Here is a 20051-nt window from a genome sequence, read left to right as displayed (position 1 = left end):
ACCCTTATTTATTCGTGACCTGTTTGCCTTTCGGGCTGAGAAAGCCTTCCAGCACCACCAGCGCCGCACCGATGCAGATACCGCAGTCGGCAATGTTAAAGGTGGCGAAGTGCCAGTCACCGACATAGAAGTCGATAAAGTCGACCACAAAGCCGTGCCAGGCACGATCAAACAGGTTACCCAGCGCCCCGCCGATAATCAGCGCGTAGGCAATGTTGGTTAATTTATTGCTGGCGCGATTGCGATACATCATCACCAGCAGCGACACCACAATGGCGATGGCGATACCGGCAAAGAACCAGCGCTGCCAGCCGCCTTTGTCTGCCAGGAAGCTGAACGCCGCGCCATAGTTGTGCGCGTAGAACAGGTTCAGGAACGGCATCAGCGGCTGGGTTTCATGCAGCATCATGTTGTTCATGACCCACTGCTTGCTGGCAAAATCGACCACGATCACCACCAGCACCAGCCATACCCAGCGCAGTCCGGTTGAGCACAGTTTACTCATCAGGCAAATTTCCGCACTTCACCGTTTCCGGCTACGTTGGTGTAGCAACGTCCACATACCGCAGCATGCTCCGGATTCTGGCCGACGTCAGTAGTGTAATGCCAGCAGCGCGGACATTTCTCGCCTTCTGCTTTATGCAGCACGATTTTCAGACCTTTTAACAGCTCGCTCTGCTGCGCTTCGTCGCTGGCCGTCACGTAATCCGCCACGGTCGCGCCCGAGGTCAGCAGCACGAAACGCAGCTCATCGCCCAGCGCCTGCAGCTTCGCCGCCAGTTCCGGATCGGCGTACAGCGTGACGGTGGCTTCGAGTGCGCCGCCGATGCGCTTGTCGCTGCGCGCCTGCTCGATCACCTTGTTCACTTCACCGCGCACTTTCAGCAGTTCTGCCCAGTACGCATCATTCAGCGGTTCATCCTGCGCCAGACCAAACAGGCCCTGATACCACTCTTCGGTGAACACGTACTGTGGACGCTCGCCAGGCAGATAGCCCCAGATCTCATCCGCGGTGAACGACATGATCGGCGCCATCCAGCGCACCAGCGCTTCAGCGATATGCCACAGCGCGGTCTGGCAGCTGCGACGCGCCAGGCTGTCGCCCTTCGCGGTGTACTGACGATCTTTGATCACGTCGAGGTAGAACGAGCCCATCTCGATGGAGCAGAAGTGCATCAGACGCTGCACCACTTCGTGGAAATCGTAGTTCTCGTACGACTGCACGATGTCCTGCTGTGCCGCCAGCGCACGGCCTACGGCCCAGCGATCCACTACCACCATCTCTTCCGGGCTGACGCAGTCGGTCGCCGGGTTGAAGCCTGCAAGGTTCGCCAGCAGGAAGCGCGCGGTGTTACGGATACGGCGATAGCTGTCGGCGGCCCGTTTCAGGATTTCGTCGGATACTGCCATCTCACCGGAGTAGTCGGTCGAGGCCACCCACAGACGCAGAATATCCGCGCCCAGCTTGTCCATCACATCCTGCGGTGCCACGGTGTTGCCGATTGATTTCGACATTTTGCGGCCCTGACCGTCGACGGTGAAGCCGTGGGTCAGTACCTGACGGTAAGGCGCTTTGCCTTTCATCGCCGTGGAGATCATCAGCGACGACATGAACCAGCCGCGATGCTGATCCGAGCCTTCCAGATACATATCCGGTGCGTGCCCGTCAAATTCCGGACGCGCATCCACCACCGAGAAGCTGGTCGATCCGGAGTCAAACCAGACGTCGAGGGTATCCGGCACTTTGACGTAGTGATCGGCGTCATCGCCCATCAGATCGCGCGGATCGAGATCCCACCACGCCTGAATACCGTCCTGCTCGACGCGCTGCGCCACTTTCTCCATCAGCTCCAGCGTATCCGGGTGCAGCTGCTCGCTCTCTTTATGGACGAACAGCGCCATCGGCACGCCCCAGGTGCGCTGACGCGAGATGCACCAGTCCGGACGGTTAGCGACCATCGCTTCGATACGCGCCTGGCCCCAGTCCGGGATCCACTGCACGCCTTTGATCTCTTTCAGCGACTGCGCACGCAGGCCTTTCTGATCCATGCTGATAAACCACTGCGGCGTAGCACGGAAGATGATCGGCGTTTTATGACGCCAGCAGTGCGGATAGCTGTGCAGCAGTTTTTCCACGTGCAGCAGCGCGCCTTTCTCCTGCAGCAGCGCAACGATCATGTCGTTGGCTTTAAATACGTTAACGCCATCCAGGGTTGGATAGGTGCCCGGCAGATACGCGCCGTCCGGTCCGACCGGGTTAGCGGTTTCGATGCCGTACTTCTGGCCGATCACATAGTCATCCGGACCGTGGCCTGGCGCGGTGTGCACCGCACCGGTACCGGCGTCCAGCGTGACGTGCTCGCCCAGCACCACTTTCGACTGGATCTGCTCAAGGAACGGATGCTGGAACAGCTGCAGCTCCAGCGCGGCGCCTTTGCATTCGCCCAGCACCTGCCACTCACTGATGCCTGCGCGTTTCAGCACCGATTCCACCAGATCTTTCGCGAGGATCAGGCTGCGGCCGGCAATCTGCACCAGCTGGTAGTCGAATTCCGGATGCAGCGAGATGGCGCGGTTTGCCGGCATGGTCCACGGCGTGGTGGTCCAGATAACCAGTGAAACCGGGCCTTCTGACGCCGCAACGCCAAACTTCGCGCGTACCGCATCGGCGTCCAGCGCGTTAAACATCACGTCGATAGAAGGTGAGGTTTTGTCGTAATACTCCACTTCCGCTTCCGCCAGCGCGGAACGGCAGTCCATGCACCAGTGCACCGGCTTGGCGCCTTTGTGCAGATGGCCATTACCGATAATCTTGCCCAGCGCGCGAATGATGTTGGCTTCGGTCTGGAAATTCATGGTCAGATAAGGACGATCCCAGTCACCGAGCACGCCAAGGCGGATGAAGTCCTTCTTCTGGCCTTCAACCTGCTCCGCCGCGTAGTTGCGGCAGGCTGCGCGGAATTCAGCTGCGCTGACTTTCTCGCCCGGCTTGCCAATCATCTGCTCAACTTTGTGCTCAATCGGTAAGCCGTGGCAGTCCCAGCCGGGAACATACGGCGAGTCAAAGCCCGCCATGCCTTTCGACTTAACGATAATATCTTTCAGAATCTTGTTAACTGAGTGACCAATATGAATGCTGCCGTTCGCATATGGAGGGCCATCATGCAGGATAAAGGTTTTTTTCCCTTTTTTGGCTGCGCGGATGATGCCGTACAGGTTGTCATCATACCAACGTTGCAGCATTCCCGGTTCGCGTTTGGCCAGATCGCCACGCATCGGGAACCCCGTTTCCGGCAAATTCAGGGTAGATTTATAGTCACTCATCAGATTCTCGGTTCCGTATTTCGGTCATTAAACCGGTGTTTTTAGCCCAAAAAATTGGCGGGCCGTCACCACATCTTTCGCAATTTGTTCTTTCAGCGCGTCCAGCGAAGCGAAACGCTGTTCGTCGCGAATCTTCTGCTTCAGCACCACCTCAATGTGGCGCCCATAAAGATTCATATGTGTGTCAAGCAGGTGAACTTCAAGCTGCTGACGCAGACCTTTTACCGTCGGGCGCGTACCAATGTTTGCCACGCCGGGAATCGGCTGCTCGCCCAGCCCCAGCACTTCTACCGCAAAGACACCTTTTACCGGCGTCACGGTGCGACGAAGCGGGAGATTGGCGGTCGGGAAACCAATGGTGCGTCCCAGTGCATCACCGTGCACCACGCGGCCAGAAATACTGAACGGATGACCGAGCAGCTGCTGCGCCTGAGCAAAATCGTCCTGCGCCAGCGCCTGACGTACCGCCGTACTGCTGATACGTTTGCCGCCATCACAATAGGTCTGGGTGCTGATGACCTCAAAGCCATACTCCGCACCGGCTTTCTGTAATAACAGGAAATCCCCCTGGCGACCAGCGCCAAAGCGGAAATCATCCCCCACTGCGAGGAATTTCACATTGAGCTTGTCGACCAGTAGTTCGCTGATAAAGCTTTGTGCTGAGTGTGCCGCAAAACGGCGATCGAAGCGCACGCACACCACGGCGTCAACGCCGGCCAGTGCGAGGTATTTGAGCTTTTCACGCAGACGCGTCAGGCGCGCCGGCGCTTTGTCGCCGGCAAACAGCTCCAGCGGCTGTGGCTCAAACAGCATCACCACCACCGGCAGGTTGCGTTTACGTCCTTCGGCAATTAACTCCGCCATCAGCGCCTGGTGGCCGCGATGCACGCCGTCAAAATTACCAATGGTCAGGACGCAGCCGCGATGCTGCTCTTTCAGATTGTAAATACCGCGGATAAACTTCATGGCTGACTCAAACCGGTGGAAATCGGCGGATTATACCCTTGAATAGCGTTCAGGTTAACCCGTCTGCGTGCCTTTCCTGCGCCTGATTCAGCGTCAGGCGCCCGCTGGCTGGCGGCTCCGGCCCCATCACAACAATTTTGTTGCGAAATACTGTATTCAGCGCGGTGTTGCTGGTAGAATCTTGCGCCATCAATTACGTAAGCGGGTGTCGTGGTTAAAACGACGCTTTATTGCACAAATCCATTGACAAAAGAAGGCGCAAAAGGCATAGTCCTCGGCCTTTGATTTGTCCATATAGAACACATTTGGGAGTTGGACCTTGGCTAATATCAAATCAGCTAAGAAACGCGCCGTAACATCTGAGAAACGTCGCAAGCATAACGCGAGCAATCGTTCTATGATGCGTACTTTCATCAAGAAAGTATACGCGGCTATCGCAACCGGCGACAAAGCTGCTGCGCAGAACGCATTCAACGAAATGCAACCAATCGTGGACCGTCAGGCTGCTAAAGGTCTGATCCACAAAAACAAAGCTGCACGTCATAAAGCAAACCTGACTGCTCAGATCAACAAACTGGCTTAATCGCCGTCTGTTTATCGCTTTGTTAAAAGAACCGGCGCTTCGCCGGTTTTTTTATGCCTGCGATCCATGGCTGAACAGCGCGCTGAAGTCGCGATGGCAAATACTCTGCACCGCCGGATGCTGAATCATGCGCCCGGCAAAAATAACGTGATACTCCTCCATCACCGTCTCCAGCCTGCCGATCTCGCGCACGCTATCGTCACGATAGACCTCATCCCCGTACAGCGTCGGTGCGACAAAGATCGCATTGTTCTGCGCGCCAAACGCCTTCATCAGCGCCGCATCATCAAATTCACCGAGAATCTCAACCTGTAACCCCTGGCTGTGGATCCAGTTCAGCAGCTTGCGCCCCAGCATCGAACGCCGGCCGGGCAGCAGCAGGCGCCGCTGCTCCAGACAGGCCGGAAATGGCAGCTCAGGCAGTGGCGCATTACACCAGAAGCTAACCGGACATTCGCCGAGCTTGACCGAAAACAGCCCGGCCTGCTGGGTTGAATCTATCGGGCAGTCGGAGAGGATCATATCCAGCTTATGCTGGCTGAGCTGCTCCAGCAGCATTTCATGCGTTGATTCAAAGCAGCGCAGCTGAATTTTCTCGCCGGCCATCACCACCGTTTCCAGCACCTTGCTCACCAGCTGTTTTGACAGCGCATCCGCCACGCCAACATCAAACAGCAGATGCGACTCCTTGCGGTAGTTAACGATATCGAGCATTTCCTGGCTGAGCATAAACATGCGATCGGCATAGCGGAACACCAGCTGCCCCAGCTCGGTGGGCACCAGGCCGCGCCCCTGACGGCGAAACAGCACGCCATCCAGCTGCTCTTCCAGCGCTTTGATCTGGCCGGTTACGGTCTGCGGCGTGAGGCACAGCACTTCAGCGGCGCGCACCACCGAACCGGTTTTGCACACCTGCCAGAAGTAGTAGAGATGATTAAAATTGAGCTGATTCATACCATAAAGGAGGCTTGCGCCTCTCCTTATTAGCGCAGTTTGATGCGCAGCAGCGTATAACCTATCACCGCCGACAGCAGTGAACCGCTAAGAATGCCCAGCTTCGAGAACGTCACCAGCTGTTCATGCGCGGCGTCAAACGCCAGCGAACTGATGAAGATCGACATGGTAAAGCCGATACCGCACAGCACGCCGATTGCCATAATGTCGCGAATGGTGGTGCTGCCTGGCAACGCCGCCAGCCGCAGCTTCACCGCCAGCCAGCAGAACAGCGTGATACCTAACGGTTTACCAATCAGCAGACCGAGGATAATACCAAGCGGCTCCGGCGACAGCACATCGCCAAAGGTAATGCCGCTGAGCGAGATGCCGGCATTGGCGAACGCGAACAGCGGCAGGATCAGCCAGTTCACCCACGGCATCAGGCCGTGCGCCAGGTGCTCAGCCGGTGAGTGTCCCTCTTTCTCCTCCAGCGGCACAAAGAAGCCCACCACCACGCCCGCCAGCGTGGCATGCACGCCGGACTTCAGTACCGCGGTCCACAGCACCACGCCCACCAGCATATACACCGCGATGTTGCGCACGCCGCAACGATTGAGGATCGCCAGCAGCACGATAGCGCCGCCCGCCACGCTCAGCGACAACACTGACAGATCGCTGGTATAGAACAGCGCAATAATCACGATGGCACCGAGGTCATCAATGATCGCCAGCGCCATCAGGAACACTTTCAGCGCCGCTGGTACCCGGCTGCCGAGCAGCGCCAGCACGCCGAGCGCAAAGGCGATATCGGTGGCCGTGGGAATAGCCCAGCCGTTGCGGGCAACTTCGTTATCATGATTGAACAGCAGGAAAATGAGCGCCGGCGCAACCATGCCGCCCAGCGCAGCAATCACCGGGAAGATCGCGCGATCGCGGCTGGCCAGCTCGCCGCTGATCAGTTCGCGCTTCACTTCGAGGCCAATCAGCAGAAAGAACAGCGCCATCAGCGCATCGTTAATCCACAGCAGCAGGTTTTTGCTGATATCCAGCGCGCCGAAGCGAATCTGTACCGGCTCCGCCAGCAGGTTTTGATAGCCCTGCGCGGTGGCGGCATTATTGGCCAGCACCATCGCCGCCACCGCCGCCAGAATCAGCACCATGCCGTTGCTGGCGTCACTTTCGATAAAGCTTTTCAGCAAGCTTCGAATACTACGGGGTTTGTTCACAACTCCTCCTGAGCAGAGACATTTGGTGGAGAAGTTTAGCCGCTGTAACACCTCGTTAAAAGCAGCTTATGTCTCGTTTATTGCTCGGGATTTTCGAGTTATTCGCCAGGCCGGGCGTATTGCAGCGGTGGGAGGGCTAAAAGCGGACGGACGCAATACGGCGCTGGTCGTTAAGCAGGTAGCGCGCCGTCAGGCCTGGTGGTTCGTGCAGGTCAGCAGCGTCACGTCATCCGTACGCTGCTGTGGCAGCGCATTATCGCCGGCAATCTCATGCTGGGCGCAGTGAGGCTGATGCGGATGCAGACCGCCTGGCGGTGAGAAAGGCTCAGCCATCTGGGCACTTGCCAGCGCGGAAAACGCCACAAGCGCTGTTGAAAGTAACAACGGTAGAAGTCGCATAATTTTTTGTCTTTTCACTCTAACGGTCCGGAATGGACCAGGCATGCAGGTGATGATCCAGCCTGAGAGGTGGCAAACAGTGTTTTCCACGGTCAGTCAGGTTTCAGTGAAGGATTTTACGCCACTCAGGCGCAGGAATTTATAAAATCGTGCGGTTTATCACAGTTTACCGCACGATTTATGCATTATCCGACTTTGACCGGAATGTAAAAGGTGCCCTGCAGCAGATCCGGCGTGCTGTAGCGGAGATCGAGCTTAATCAGGTCCTTGCCCGGCCGCCGTGCCACGCCGAGCGCAGGCAGATGGTTGTAGTACACCTCTGCGGTGAACGCATTGATCTCTTCCGGCGCGCCGTGCCAGTCAATCTCCGCATACAGTCCGCTTTCACCGGTCCAGTTCTGTACATTGCCGGTCAGCACGTCGGCGTACTGGCTCTCCAGCGCCTGAAACAGGCTGATATGCTGCTGATCGCTGGAGTTAACCCCCGGGCTGAACTGGAAACCCAGCCAGCCACGCTGCACGTGCTGGCCGGCGAAGGCGATGAAATCACGCGTATGCTGCGCCACCACGTGATTGTGGTGGTCAATGTATTCGCCGAAGCGGCACTCCCACTCGATTACTTCTCCACACAACTTCAGCTCCGGCTTCTCTGCCAGGCGCGCACTTACCCACTGCCGCTGGGTTGAGATGCGGCTGTGGAAGTCTTTCATCTGCATCTCAGGGATGCGGCGATAAGCGCCTGGCGTCATGGCGAAGTGGCTTTTAAACACCCGGGTAAAGTTTTGCTGATTATCAAAGCCAAACCGCACGGCGATATCAATCAGCGGCATGCTGGTCAGGCGCAGCGCCATGGCAGCGAGCGTCAGGCGACGTTTGCGCGTGTACGAGCCCAGCGTCTGGCCGGTCATCTCTTTGAACATGCGCTGCATGTGCCACTTGGAGTAACCGGATTTGAGGGTAATCAGATCGATGTTGAGCTCGTCGGTCAGATTGGCCTCGATCCAGTCCACCAGATCGTTGATGTACTGTTTTTTCAGATTCAGGCTGAGCATTTTTTTTAATTGAATGGGTTGGGAAAGGCGGTGCTTTTGCGTAATCCGTCACATAAACATAACAAAATCGTATGGATAACGTAAGGAAGAGTAAAGACAGCGAGACGGGAAAAGCATTAATTGCTTAGGTAACTAACCTTTTATCGTCTTAACGGCATCGCATCGTTGAGCAGTGATGTGCCTGCGCGTAGCGGTGCGCATTAATGCGCACCCTGTGAAAATCGTGCATCGCCTTGCAGGGTCGCCATTAATGGCGACCGATAACACCGGGCAGGCGTGCCTGCCCTCATCGACCACTCAGTGCGAACGCATGCCCGCTGCCGTCATCATCATACGAAACAGTGATGCCACCACGCCCAGTGCCAGCACGCTTGCGCCGTAGATGATTACTAACCACAGCACGCGCTTCCACCAGGGGGCTTTCGTTTCAGTGGGGTTGTTCATATTGCTGACCTCGGTTTGCATCTCAGTGGTATCCTTCGTCGGCTTTGATTTTTCCGCGGAACACGTAGTAACTCCAGAAGGTGTAACCCAGAATCACCGGAATAATCAGTAAGCTACCGACCAGCATAAAGGCCTGACTCTGCGGCGGTGACGCGGCGTCCCAGATAGTGATCGACGGCGGAATAATGTGCGGCCACACGCTAATACCAAGGCCGGAGAAGCCGAGAAACACCAGCGCCAGCGTCAGCAGGAACGGCGAGTAGTGCGCCTCACGCTTAATGGCGCGCACGATGCCCCACGAACACAGCAGCACCAGCACCGGCACCGGCAGGAACCAGAACAGGTTAGGACGGCTGAACCAGCGGTGCGCAATCGCATCGTGGGTGAACGGCGTCCACAGGCTGATAATGCCGACAATCAGCAGCAGCGCGATCACCAGCGGCGTCGCCAGCGCGGACATCTTACGGTGCAGCTCATGCTCGGTTTTCATGATCAGCCAGGTACAGCCCAGCAGCGCGTACGCCACCACCAGACCGACGCCGCAGAACAGCGGGAACGGCGCCAGCCAGTCCAGCGCCGAGCCGGCAAACTCGCGTCCTTTCACCGGGAAGCCATCGATAATCGCACCGACCGCAACGCCCTGACTGAAGGTCGCCAGCAGTGAACCGGCGATAAATGATTTATCCCAGAACGCGCGGTGCTCTTCGGTGGCCTTAAAGCGGAACTCAAACGCCACGCCACGGAAAATCAGGCCAATCAGCATCGCGGTGAGCGGAATAGCCAGCGCATCGGCAATCACCGAATAGGCCAGCGGGAACGCACCGTACAGACCGGCACCGCCCAGCACCAGCCAGGTTTCGTTGCCATCCCAGACCGGCGCAACGGTATTCACCATCATGTCGCGCTCAACTGCATCTTTATTGAACGGGAACAGGATACCGATGCCAAGATCGAAGCCATCCATCACGATATACATCAGGGTGGCGAATACGATAATGGCGAACCAGATAATGGAGAAATCGATCATTTATTTACCCTCCTGCGGTTCGTTCAGACTCTCATGGGCCGCAGAAAGCGGACGCGCAGGTGTTTTATCCTGCCCCGGACCACCGTGGCGCACATCTTTACCCTCGCCGGTCAGCGGACCTTTCTTGATCAGGCGCATCATGTAAACGTAGCCGACACCAAACACCGACGAATAGACGAGGATGAAAGCCAGCAGGCTGATGCTCATATGCAAATCACCATGTGCCGACACCGCATCAATGGTGCGCTGCACGCCGTACACCACCCATGGCTGACGACCAATTTCCGTGGTAAACCAGCCGGCAAGAATGGCGATCAGGCCGGATGGGCCCATCAGCAGGGCGAACCACAGGAACGGCCGGGAGTTATATAGCCGCTTTTTGTAGCGCAGCCACAGGCTTAGCACGCCGAGGGTGATCATCAGCAGGCCCATTGCCACCATGACGCGGAACGACCAGAAAATCACCAGCGAATTCGGGCGGTCCTCTTTCGGGAAGCTTTTCAGCGCCGGGACCTGTTTGTCCAGGCTGTGGGTCAAAATCAGGCTGCCGAGGTACGGCACTTCCAGCGCATATTTGGTGCGCTCTTCATCCATATCCGGAATACCGAACAGAATCAGCGGCGTCGCTTCCCCCGGCGGGTTTTCCCAGTGGCCTTCAATCGCCGCAATTTTTGCTGGCTGATGCTCAAGGGTATTCAGGCCGTGCGCATCGCCGATCATCGCCTGAATCGGCGCCACGATCAGTGCCATCCACAGTGCCATGGAGAACATTTTACGGATTGCCGGGTTATCGTTACCGCGCAGCAGATGCCACGCGCCAGACGCGCCAACAAAGAAGGCGCTGGCGAGGAAGGCCGCCACCGACATATGGAACAGGCGGTACGGGAACGACGGGTTGAAGACAATCTTAAACCAGTCCTGCGGCACCACGATGCCATTCTCTATGATGTAGCCCTGCGGGGTATGCATCCAGCTGTTGGACGCGAGGATCCAGAAGGTCGAGATGATAGTGCCGAGCGCAACCATGCAGGTGGCAAAGAAGTGCAGGCCCGGTCCAACACGGTTCCAGCCAAACAGCATCACGCCGAGGAAGCCCGCTTCAAGGAAGAAGGCGGTGAGCACTTCATACGTCAGCAGCGGACCGGTAATACTGCCGGCAAACTGCGAGAAGCCACTCCAGTTGGTACCAAACTGATACGCCATCACCAGCCCGGACACCACGCCCATACCGAAGTTAACGGCAAAGACTTTGGACCAGAAGTGGTAGAGATCGCGATAGGTCTCGTTACGGGTTTTCAGCCACATGCCTTCGAGCACCGCCAGGAAACTGGCGAGACCGATGGTGATGGCCGGGAAAATAATATGGAAGGAAACAGTAAAGGCGAACTGAATCCTGGCCAGGTGGAAGGCATCTAATCCAAACATTGCTTACCTCTTTGCCACAAGATTGCACCGAATTTTTACTTATAATTAACAAGGTTGACGCACAAAATTATTATTTCGTGACGTCGAAAGAGATTCACGCCAATTGTAAGGCAAGCGGCGAGAACAAAAAGAAACAGTGGGAATGGCTAAAACTATAACAGTATTTTTTGATTTCGATCATTGTTTTCACCAGAAACTACTTGTTTAAAATCACTAAGTTAAGGTTAAATCCCGTGATTTATTGTGACAATCTTGTTATTAAGCAGAGCGAGAGGAAAAGGCGTTAATCTGGTAACTGGCTAATTTAGCTGTTAATTACTGCGCCAGACAAAACGGCAGAGGACCGCACCTTCACGTTACGCTGTAAAATTTCCTGCACAGTCGCCAGAAAGAAACTTTGTTAATTAAAAGATAATTTTTATAGACCAAAAAGAAATTAATTTGCTGTCTTTCGGTGACATTCTGTGAGCCATCGCGCATTAACCCGATGGGGCATGGCATTTGCCAGCGGCGTCAGGCTGTGCTTTGTTAAAGCAGCACAGTCCGGTTAATCAGCGAAGGAGAGGTTATGACCCGTCTTACCGCCCAGGATTTTCCCCAGGAACTGCTTGAGCTTTATGACTACTATGCGCACGGTCGCATCAGCAAGCGCGAGTTTCTCTCGCTGGCCGCGAAGTTCACCATCGCCGGCATGACCGGAGCCACCCTGCTCAGCGCCATGAGCCCCAATTATGCGCTGGCAGAGCAGGTGTCGTTTACCGACCCTGATATCAACGCCGAATACATTCACTACCCGTCGCCCCAGGGACATGGCGAGGTACGCGCTTATCGGGTGCGCCCGACTCACGCCAGCGGCAAGCTGGGTGCCGTGGTGGTGGTACACGAGAATCGCGGCCTGAATCCTTACATTGAAGACGTGGCGAGACGGGTCGCCAAAGCGGGCTATGTCGCGCTGGCGCCGGATGGCTTAAGTTCGCTGGGCGGCTATCCGGGCAATGATGAAGAGGGCCGCGCGATGCAGGCCAAAGTCGACCCGGCCAAACTGATGAACGATTTCTTCGCGGCGGTCGATTTCCTGATGCAGCATCCCGAGGGGAACGGCAAGGTCGGCATCACCGGCTTCTGTTATGGCGGCGGCGTAGCAAATGCGGCGGCAGTGGCGTTTCCTGAGCTGGCCTGCGCCGTGCCGTTCTACGGCCGCCAGCCAAAAGCGGAAGATGTGGCGCGCATTCAGGCGCCGCTGCTGCTGCACTATGCCGCGCTGGATAAAGGCATCAACGAAGGCTGGCCAGCCTATGAAGCCGCCCTGCAAGCCAGCCACAAAACCTATGAAGCGTATATTTATCCCGGCGTGAATCACGGCTTTCACAACGACTCAACGCCACGCTATGACAAAGCTGCCGCAGAACTGGCATGGGGTCGCACACTCGGCTGGTTTGAGAAATATTTGCACGCCTGAGCCTGGCGCGCCGCGACGGCACTCACGCTGTCTGCGGCGCTTTAATGATGCGGTGGACATTGCTTTCCAGCCAGTCGGCGAGGCCGATGACCTGCCCTTCCACCTCATGGCCCAGCGCCGTCAGCCGGTACTCCACGTGCGGCGGCACCACTTCATAAGCGATACGCTCAATGAAGCCATCCTCTTCCATGTAGCGCAGCGTCTGCGCCAGCATGCGTTCACTGATGCCACCAATCCGGCGGCGCAGTTCGCTGAAGCGCAGCGTCTCAGCACGCAGCGCCAGTAACACCAGCACACTCCAGCGGCTGGTAATCCGTTTTAACACTTCACGTGACGGGCAGTTCACATTGAGCAATTCACCACGGGAAAATTTATCACTCAGGTTTTCAGCCATTTACATCACTCCGCTCAAACTAACAAATCTGTAAGTACTTACTAAAAGTTAGTTTATCTCGTAGGCTGTTTCCATACCAGTTCAACCTGAGGAAAAACACCATGATTGCGATTACCGGAGCCACTGGCCAACTGGGCCGTTTAGTGATTAATGCCTTGCTGAAAAAAGTACCGGCCAGCGAGATCATCGCGGTGGTACGTTCACCGGAAAAGGCGCAGGACCTGCAGGCGCTCGGCGTCGCGCTGCGTACCGCGGATTACAACCAGCCACAGACGCTGCAGGGCGCCTTTGCCGGCGTGCAGAAAGTGCTGCTGATCTCCTCCAGCGAAGTGGGCCAGCGCGAAGCCCAGCACCGGGCGGTGATTGATGCCGCCAAAGCGGCGGGCGTGTCATTTATCGCGTATACCAGTCTGCTGCATGCCGATACCTCGCCGCTGGGTCTGGGCGTCGAACACCGCGCCACCGAAGCGCTGCTGCAGGCTTCAGGCATCCCTTATGCCCTGCTGCGTAACGGCTGGTACAGCGAAAACTATGCGGCCAGCATCGCACCGGCGTTAGCGCATCATGCCTTTATCGGCGCGGCGGGCAACGGGCGCATCGCGTCGGCGGCGCGCGAGGATTATGCTGCCGCGGCGGCAGAGGTGATCAGTCGTGACGATCAGGCCGGCAAAGTATACGAACTGGCCGGCGATGACAGCTATACGCTGGCAGAATTCAGTGCGGAGATCGCCCGCCAGTCCGGCGAACAGGTGGAGTACGTTAACCTGCCGCCTGCGGAGTTCAGCGCGGCGCTGATCGGAGCCGGTTTACCCGCGCCGCTGGCCGAACTGCTGGCGGATTCCGACGCCGGTGCCGCTCAGGGTGCCCTGTTCGACGACAGTCACACGCTCAGCAAACTCATTGGCCGCCCGACCACACCGTTCGCCGCGGTAATTAAGGCCACGCTGGCAAAGTAAGGCGCTGATGGCGCCCTCACCTGCGGTGAAATCCGGGGTGAGGGCGACGAAAAGCCCTCTTTTCCCCGTCTCGTTTGCCATCAAATGATCAACCTCTTCCCGCTTTTTTGCCGTTATCACTGACGATTTTCTTATTTACAGATAAATCTGTTCATTTATTTAAAGCTTCATCTGAAACACTGCTTTCAATTCCTGAAATATAGGGCGTTGTATTCGCTGAAAAAAGCCTAAAATAGCCGATCAATCGACAAGATTTATTACGTTCATAGATATTTCGCATTGTTGTCTCATCGGGTCAGAGATCTATAATTTGTCCTTTGAGCAACCAGGCAATTTCAGGAGGCCGCTATTAATACTAACCACCAGCAACGTCAAGCTTTCGGAGAACACGAAGCCCATGCTGATCTGGGGTATCAATACGATCCTCACGAGTTTATCCGCGAAGGTATGCAGGATTCGGAGCCGGAACCCGAGCTGATCGAAGGCCTGCCTGCGCCTGATGCGCTGACGCCTGCCGATCGCTATCTGGAGCTGTTTGAGCACGTGCAGACGTCACGTATTTTTGCCGACAGCAAAACGTTTCCGGACTGCGCGCCTAAATTCGATCCGCTGGATATTTTAATCCGCTATCGCCGCCGCAAACGTTCGGCGGAGTTCGACCTGGAAAAATTTGTCCACGAGCATTTTTATTTACCGCAGGTCAATGAGAGTTTTTATGTTTCCAATCCGGATAAAACCCTGACGGAGCATATTGACGATCTGTGGCCAGTGTTAACCAAAATGCCGCAGCAGCATTTACCGCATTCGTCATTGCTGCCGCTGCCGAAGCCCTACGTGGTGCCCGGCGGGCGTTTTGGTGAAACGTATTACTGGGACTCCTACTTCAGCATGCTGGGACTGGCCGAAGCGGGCCGCGACGATCTGCTGCGTCATATGGCGGACAACTTCGCCTGGCTGATTGATAACTACGGTCACGTGCCGAATGGCAACCGTACCTATTACCTCAGCCGCTCGCAGCCGCCGGTGTTCGCGCTGATGGTCGAGCTGTTTGAAGAGGACGGCATTCGCGGCGCGAAGCGCTATCTTGACCAGCTGATGAAAGAGTATCAGTTCTGGATGGACGGAGCCGGCGAGCTGATGCCGCACCAGGCCTATCGCCACGTGGTGCGCATGCCGGATGGTTCGCTGCTCAACCGCTACTGGGACGATCGCGACACGCCGCGCGATGAGTCGTGGATGGAAGATGTGGAAACCGCCAGCAAATCGCGTCGGCCGGCCAGCGAGGTCTATCGCGATCTGCGCGCCGGTGCCGCTTCCGGCTGGGATTACTCTTCGCGCTGGTTGCGCGATCCACAGCGTCTGGCCAGCATTCGCACCACCCAGTTTATTCCGGTGGATCTGAATGCGTTTCTCTACAAGCTGGAGCTGATGATCTCGACGCTGGCGCACGCGAAGGGCGAAGAACTCACCGGCCTGGCGTGGCAGAAGAAGGCGGATGCGCGCAAGCAGGCGATTCATCGCTATCTGTGGGACAACACCGCTGGCGTGTACCGCGACTACGACTGGCGACGTGAACGCTTTGGTGCCTTTACCGCAGCGGCGGTGGTACCGCTGTTCCTGGGGCTGGCATCACCCGAGCAGGCGCATCTGCAGGCGGTGGCGCTGCGCCAGCTGCTGCTGACGCAGGGCGGGCTGGTGACCTCCATGGTGGAGAGCGGCGAGCAGTGGGATAAACCCAACGGCTGGGCACCGCTGCAGTGGATGGCGGTGGTCGGACTGAATAACTACGGTGAAGAGACGCTGGCAACCGAGATTGCGGTCAACTGGCTGACCACGGTGAAGAATTTCTATTCGCTGCACCATAAGCTGGTAGAGAAGTACGATATCAGCGGCGATCGCGCCCGCCCGGGCGGCGGCGGTGAGTATCCGCTGCAGGACGGCTTCGGCTGGACCAACGGCGTCACCCGTCGCCTGCTGGCGATGTACGGGCATTTGCTGGCGGACTGACGGCGTAGTTGGGTGGAGTGGCAGGCAGGATGCGGCGGCCTGATGCGGGATACTGCGGCCTGATGCCCTCACCCTGGCCCTCTCCCACCGGGAGAGGGAAACGCTGCCATATGCAGGACTGAGACAGCCCAGGTTAATTCAAGAGCCAATCCCCCGCTCGATCGGTCCCCTCTCCCACGGGCGGGAGAGGGAAACGCTGCCATATGTAATTAATGAATTAATTGTTCACTCGAACGGTCCCCTCTCCCGCGGGCGGGAGAGGGTTAGGGTGAGGGGAAAAATGCACTCCCCCCTCAATTCCCCTGCAAAAACGCCAGCAGATCCGCATTCAGCTGGTCCTGATGCGTCACCGCGAAACCGTGCGGGCCGTTCTCATACACTTTCAGCTGTGAACCCGCAATCATCTCATGCACCAGCTTGCCGGTAGCTTCAAACGGCACCACCTGGTCGTTACTGCCGTGGATCACCAGCGTCGGCACATCCACTTTGGCAATATCCGCACGGAAATCCGTCTCAGAGAACGCGGTCACGCAATCCAGCGTACCTTTCAGCGACGCCAGCAGCGCAATGTTCAGTGTCTGCGTCAGCACCCCATCGGAAACCGTCTGGCCCGCGTTGGTGCCGTAAAACGGCGTGGCGAACTCTTTGATAAACTGCGCACGATCCTTCAGCAAACCCGCTTTGATCCCGTCAAACACCGCTGCTTCCACCCCTTCCGAGTGATCGTCGGTTTTACCAAAAATCGGGGTAACGGCGCCCAGCAGCACCAGTCCTTTCACTTTCGCGGTACCATAACGACCGATGTAGCGCGACACATCCCCGCCGCCCATCGAGAAGCCCACCAGCGTCACCTCATCCAGCTGCAGATGCTCGATCAGGCCGTGAATATCGTCGGCAAAAGTGTCGTAATCGTAGCCTTCCCACGGCTGATCGGAGCGACCAAAGCCGCGGCGGTCAAACGCGATGACGCGGTAGCCGCGCTCGGCGAGGAAGTTGAGCTGGCTGTCCCACATATCGGCATCCAGCGGCCAGCCGTGGCTGAACAGCACCGGCTGCCCCTTGCCCCAGTCTTTGAAGTACAGGTTTACGCCGTCTTTAGTCTTGAATGTGCTCATGTTTTTTCTCCGTTAGTCAGTGATGTTGTGTCTGGCAATCAAACTAGCGTGGGATGCTGGAAAAACCTAAAGCAGAGATTTTGACAACTTGTGCAAAGATTTTTGCTAAGCCCTGCCGTCAAAAATCCTTGTACAAGTTGGCCGATTTTTTCCGCTATCTCCTGACGGGCGAGCTTCGTATCGTGCTCTCATCGCACACAGACAGGAACAGCCTGATGAACCAGCCAAATCCACAAACAGCGCGCAGCGGCGCGTTTTCCCCTTTCGCCTACGGGCTTTTCGCCGTGATCTGGACCGCTTCGGTGCTCGGCAATACCGGTAGCTTTATCCGTGACGTTGCCAGCGCCTGGCTGATTACCGGACTGTCGGATAACCCAACCGCCGTCGCGCTGATGCAAACCGCCGCCACCCTGCCAGTGTTCCTGCTGGCGCTGCCGGCCGGCGTGCTGTCAGATATTGTTGACCGCCGCCGACTGCTAATTGTGGTGCAGCTGCTGATGGCCAGCGTCAGCGGCACGCTACTGCTGCTGTCGCACAACCACTGGCTCACCGTTGAATGGCTGATCGGCCTGACCTTTGTCGGCGGCGTCGGCGCGGCGCTGTTCGGTCCGGCATGGCAGGCCATCGTGCCGGAACTGGTACCCCGCCATGAGCTGAAAAATGCCGTCGCGCTCAACTCGCTGGGCATCAACATTGCCCGGGCGATTGGACCGGCTACCGGCGGCCTGCTGCTGGCAAGTTTAGGTGCTATGGCCGCTTACGGTGCCGATGTCGCCAGTTATTTTTTCGTCATCGCCGCGCTGCTGTGGTGGAAACGTCCGGCGAAAGCCGCTACCGCGCTGAATGAGCACTTCTTTGGCGCTTTCCGCGCCGGGCTGCGCTATGTGAAAGCCAGCCGCGAACTGCACCGCGTACTGTTGCGCGCCGCGCTGTATTTTGCCTTCGCCAGTGCCATCTGGGCGCTGCTGCCGCTGGTGGCGCGCACCATGCTGCATGGCAGCGCGGGCTTTTATGGCTTGCTGCTTGGGGCCGTCGGTGCCGGTGCCATTGCCGGCGCACTGCTGCTGCCGCGCCTGCGTGCCCGGCTGAGCCATGATGGACTGATGCTGCTCTCCGCCGTGCTCAGCGCGCTGGTCATGGTGGCGCTGGCGCTCAGTCCGCCACAGTGGCTGGCGCTGCTGCTGATGCTGGTACTGGGCACCGGCTGGATCATCGCGCTGACGACCCTCAACGGCGTGGCGCAGGCGGTGCTGCCCGACTGGGTGCGCGGTCGCGGGCTGGCGGTCTATCTGATGGTGTTCAACGGCACGCTGGCGGGTGGCAGTCTGGCCTGGGGGCTGATCGCCCAGCACATAGGTCTGGCGCCAACGCTGATGCTGGCCGGCGCGGCGCTGCTCATCACGGCGCTGCTGGCAAAACGGCTGGCGCTGCCGGCGGGCGAAGCGGATCTGCAGCCGGCGCAGCACTGGGCTGAACCGGTGGTGAGCGATGCGGTGGATATCCGCCGTGGTGCCGTACTGATCCAGATTCGCTACCGTGTTCCCCAGGCCGATCGCGCCGCTTTCCAGCACGCCATGCACAAACTGGCGCAGGCGCGACGTCGTGACGGTGCCTATGCGTGGGGATTAATGGAGCAGACCGACGATGCCGGAGCGCTGCTGGAGTGGTTTATGGTGGAGTCATGGCAGGAGCATTTGCGTCAGCACCAGCGCGTCTCGCGCGCCGATGCTGAGTTACAGCAGGCGGTGCTGCAGTTCCATCAGGGTGATGAACCCCCGCAGGTCAGCCATCATATTGCGCTGTGATCAGGCTGGCGCGTAGATGTCACTCAGGCCGGGCAGCGTCGGCAGGCGCTCGCGCCACCAGATAGCCGCGTTGCCGCAGGCGCTCTCATTCCACGCCAGATAGGCGATATCGCGCCGGCACTCGCTGTCCAGCTGGCGCGCCACCAGCGCACCGCTCGCCAGGTGCGGGCGCGCCAGGTAAAGCGGCAGATAACCGCAGCCGAGCCCGGCGAGATGCGCCTGCAGTTTGGCCGGGAAATCATGCACGCTCAGCGTCTTCTGCTCATCCAGCACGCGTAAATCCATCCCGGCACCGTGGCGGGATGAATCATGCACCGTGACCGCGCGATACTGGCGAATCTGTTCACGCAGCAGCGGTTCGGGCTCCGCCGCCAGCGGATGGTCAGGAGCGACAGCGAACACATACTCCAGCCAGCCCAGCGGCTGGCAGACAATCTCTTTGCGCGTGGCGGGTTCCTGAACCGCGCCAAAGACAATGTCCGCTTCGCCGTAGTGCAGCGCTTCCCAGCAGCCGGCCAGCACGTCCTGACGGAACTGCAGCTGGGTGTGCGGGTGCTGCTGATAAAATTCGTCAATAAGCGGTGTGAGGATGCTGAACGGCAGCGAAGCATCCACGCTGATGGTCAGCAGACTCTCCCAGCCGCTCTCCACGTAGCGCGCCTGCTGCTCCAGCTCGTTCACCGCACGCAGCAGCGTCCGCCCTTTTTCCAGCATCAGGCGGCCGGTCGGCGTGAATGTGGCGCGATGGCCGGAGCGATCGAGCAGCGTGATTTTTAAATCGCTCTCCATCTTCTGCACGGTATAGCTCAACGCCGACGCGGTTTTGAACAGTCGCGCGGCCGCAGCGGCAAAGGTGCCATGACGATCGAGCGCATCCAGAATCAGCAGCGCCTCCAGATTTAAACGCATTCCCTACCCTCCGTAAAAAAAGTT

The 20051-nt window shown here is 57.8% G+C and carries 18 protein-coding genes; 5 read left to right on the top strand and 13 right to left on the bottom strand.

Annotated features, from left to right (window positions below; genetic code table 11):
- Positions 1–4: 4 nt before the first annotated feature.
- The 3 genes from lspA to ribF are packed head-to-tail and all read right to left on the bottom strand — an operon-like array spanning position 5 to position 4290.
- Complete coding sequence (gene lspA / locus KOL70_RS15480) at positions 5–505, bottom strand: signal peptidase II (RefSeq protein ID WP_021507598.1); 501 nt, start codon at positions 503–505, stop codon at positions 5–7.
- Positions 505–3324, bottom strand: a complete 2820-nt coding sequence (ileS, locus tag KOL70_RS15475; protein ID WP_215480864.1) for an isoleucine--tRNA ligase — start codon at positions 3322–3324, stop codon at positions 505–507. The genes lspA and ileS overlap by 1 nt, the downstream gene beginning before the upstream one ends.
- A gap of 27 nt (positions 3325–3351) precedes the next feature.
- Positions 3352–4290, bottom strand: coding sequence for a bifunctional riboflavin kinase/FAD synthetase (gene ribF, locus KOL70_RS15470; RefSeq protein ID WP_058774845.1), 939 nt, complete (start codon positions 4288–4290; stop codon positions 3352–3354).
- Positions 4291–4609: 319 nt separating this feature from the next.
- Here ribF and rpsT point away from each other — a divergent pair, with 319 nt between their 5' ends.
- Positions 4610–4873 carry a 30S ribosomal protein S20 gene (rpsT, locus tag KOL70_RS15465; RefSeq protein WP_013507813.1) on the top strand — a complete coding sequence of 88 codons (264 nt, stop codon included), beginning with the start codon at positions 4610–4612 and terminating at the stop codon, positions 4871–4873.
- Positions 4874–4924: 51 nt separating this feature from the next.
- Here rpsT and nhaR read toward each other — a convergent pair whose 3' ends face one another.
- The 7 genes from nhaR to KOL70_RS15430 form a co-directional block, all read right to left on the bottom strand.
- Positions 4925–5827 (bottom strand): transcriptional activator NhaR, encoded by a 903-nt coding sequence (nhaR, locus tag KOL70_RS15460; RefSeq protein WP_127833659.1) that lies wholly within the window; start codon positions 5825–5827, stop codon positions 4925–4927.
- Between the two features lie 29 nt (positions 5828–5856).
- Positions 5857–7035, bottom strand: a complete 1179-nt coding sequence (nhaA, locus tag KOL70_RS15455) for a Na+/H+ antiporter NhaA (protein WP_031279712.1) — start codon at positions 7033–7035, stop codon at positions 5857–5859.
- 189 nt (positions 7036–7224) lie between these two features.
- Complete coding sequence (locus KOL70_RS15450; RefSeq protein WP_164861030.1) at positions 7225–7368, bottom strand: hypothetical protein; 144 nt, start codon at positions 7366–7368, stop codon at positions 7225–7227.
- A 251-nt stretch (positions 7369–7619) separates the two neighbouring features.
- Entirely contained in the window at positions 7620–8486 is an 867-nt protein-coding gene (locus KOL70_RS15445; RefSeq protein WP_215480863.1) for a helix-turn-helix domain-containing protein, read from the bottom strand.
- Between the two features lie 297 nt (positions 8487–8783).
- Positions 8784–8951, bottom strand: coding sequence for a DUF2474 domain-containing protein (locus KOL70_RS15440; protein ID WP_021507606.1), 168 nt, complete (start codon positions 8949–8951; stop codon positions 8784–8786).
- Position 8952: 1 nt separating this feature from the next.
- Positions 8953–9957 (bottom strand): cytochrome d ubiquinol oxidase subunit II, encoded by a 1005-nt coding sequence (cydB, locus tag KOL70_RS15435; RefSeq protein WP_021507607.1) that lies wholly within the window; start codon positions 9955–9957, stop codon positions 8953–8955.
- Positions 9958–11382, bottom strand: coding sequence for a cytochrome ubiquinol oxidase subunit I (locus KOL70_RS15430; RefSeq protein WP_021507608.1), 1425 nt, complete (start codon positions 11380–11382; stop codon positions 9958–9960). It lies immediately after the preceding gene.
- 568 nt (positions 11383–11950) lie between these two features.
- Here KOL70_RS15430 and yghX point away from each other — a divergent pair.
- A complete protein-coding gene (gene yghX, locus KOL70_RS15425) occupies positions 11951–12841 on the top strand; it encodes a YghX family hydrolase (protein ID WP_215480862.1) in 891 nt (296 codons plus the stop codon).
- 22 nt (positions 12842–12863) lie between these two features.
- Here yghX and KOL70_RS15420 read toward each other — a convergent pair whose 3' ends face one another.
- A complete protein-coding gene (locus KOL70_RS15420) occupies positions 12864–13235 on the bottom strand; it encodes a helix-turn-helix domain-containing protein (RefSeq protein WP_021507610.1) in 372 nt (123 codons plus the stop codon).
- Between the two features lie 101 nt (positions 13236–13336).
- Here KOL70_RS15420 and KOL70_RS15415 point away from each other — a divergent pair, with 101 nt between their 5' ends.
- Together KOL70_RS15415 and treF are read left to right on the top strand one after the other, a co-directional pair.
- Positions 13337–14191, top strand: a complete 855-nt coding sequence (locus tag KOL70_RS15415; RefSeq protein WP_058770640.1) for an SDR family oxidoreductase — start codon at positions 13337–13339, stop codon at positions 14189–14191.
- Positions 14192–14539: 348 nt separating this feature from the next.
- On the top strand, positions 14540–16198 hold the full coding sequence (gene treF, locus KOL70_RS15410) for an alpha,alpha-trehalase TreF (RefSeq protein WP_058759659.1): 1659 nt from the start codon (positions 14540–14542) through the stop codon (positions 16196–16198).
- 293 nt (positions 16199–16491) lie between these two features.
- On the opposite strand, the gene KOL70_RS15405 is transcribed toward treF, so the two are convergent.
- Positions 16492–17313, bottom strand: coding sequence for an alpha/beta fold hydrolase (locus KOL70_RS15405; protein ID WP_215480860.1), 822 nt, complete (start codon positions 17311–17313; stop codon positions 16492–16494).
- A gap of 215 nt (positions 17314–17528) precedes the next feature.
- On the opposite strand from KOL70_RS15405, the gene KOL70_RS15400 reads away from it, so the two are divergent.
- Entirely contained in the window at positions 17529–19118 is a 1590-nt protein-coding gene (locus tag KOL70_RS15400; RefSeq protein WP_132465957.1) for an MFS transporter, read from the top strand.
- On the opposite strand, the gene KOL70_RS15395 is transcribed toward KOL70_RS15400, so the two are convergent.
- Entirely contained in the window at positions 19119–20027 is a 909-nt protein-coding gene (locus tag KOL70_RS15395) for a LysR family transcriptional regulator (RefSeq protein WP_021507614.1), read from the bottom strand.
- Between the last annotated feature and the right edge of the window lie 24 nt (positions 20028–20051).

It is taken from the genome of Pantoea sp. B270 (assembly GCF_018726825.1).
Classification (GTDB): Bacteria; Pseudomonadota; Gammaproteobacteria; order Enterobacterales; family Enterobacteriaceae; genus Pantoea; species Pantoea dispersa.
The sequence above is the reverse complement of the archived record's forward strand: the minus strand, read 5'-3'. Positions and strand labels throughout refer to the sequence as shown.

Excerpts from the sequence above, each read along its gene's own strand:
- KOL70_RS15450 (WP_164861030.1), bottom strand. The coding sequence starts at position 7,368 with ATGGCTGAGCCTTTCTCACCGCCAGGCGGTCTGCATCCGCATCAGCCT.
- ribF (WP_058774845.1), bottom strand. The coding sequence starts at position 4,290 with ATGAAGTTTATCCGCGGTATTTACAATCTGAAAGAGCAGCATCGCGGC.
- KOL70_RS15445 (WP_215480863.1), bottom strand. The coding sequence starts at position 8,486 with ATGCTCAGCCTGAATCTGAAAAAACAGTACATCAACGATCTGGTGGAC.
- KOL70_RS15430 (WP_021507608.1), bottom strand. The coding sequence starts at position 11,382 with ATGTTTGGATTAGATGCCTTCCACCTGGCCAGGATTCAGTTCGCCTTT.
- KOL70_RS15395 (WP_021507614.1), bottom strand. The coding sequence starts at position 20,027 with ATGCGTTTAAATCTGGAGGCGCTGCTGATTCTGGATGCGCTCGATCGT.
- KOL70_RS15415 (WP_058770640.1), top strand. The coding sequence starts at position 13,337 with ATGATTGCGATTACCGGAGCCACTGGCCAACTGGGCCGTTTAGTGATT.
- KOL70_RS15405 (WP_215480860.1), bottom strand. The coding sequence starts at position 17,313 with ATGAGCACATTCAAGACTAAAGACGGCGTAAACCTGTACTTCAAAGAC.
- lspA (WP_021507598.1), bottom strand. The coding sequence starts at position 505 with ATGAGTAAACTGTGCTCAACCGGACTGCGCTGGGTATGGCTGGTGCTG.
- KOL70_RS15440 (WP_021507606.1), bottom strand. The coding sequence starts at position 8,951 with ATGCAAACCGAGGTCAGCAATATGAACAACCCCACTGAAACGAAAGCC.
- yghX (WP_215480862.1), top strand. The coding sequence starts at position 11,951 with ATGACCCGTCTTACCGCCCAGGATTTTCCCCAGGAACTGCTTGAGCTT.
- KOL70_RS15400 (WP_132465957.1), top strand. The coding sequence starts at position 17,529 with ATGAACCAGCCAAATCCACAAACAGCGCGCAGCGGCGCGTTTTCCCCT.
- KOL70_RS15420 (WP_021507610.1), bottom strand. The coding sequence starts at position 13,235 with ATGGCTGAAAACCTGAGTGATAAATTTTCCCGTGGTGAATTGCTCAAT.
- ileS (WP_215480864.1), bottom strand. The coding sequence starts at position 3,324 with ATGAGTGACTATAAATCTACCCTGAATTTGCCGGAAACGGGGTTCCCG.
- cydB (WP_021507607.1), bottom strand. The coding sequence starts at position 9,957 with ATGATCGATTTCTCCATTATCTGGTTCGCCATTATCGTATTCGCCACC.
- nhaR (WP_127833659.1), bottom strand. The coding sequence starts at position 5,827 with ATGAATCAGCTCAATTTTAATCATCTCTACTACTTCTGGCAGGTGTGC.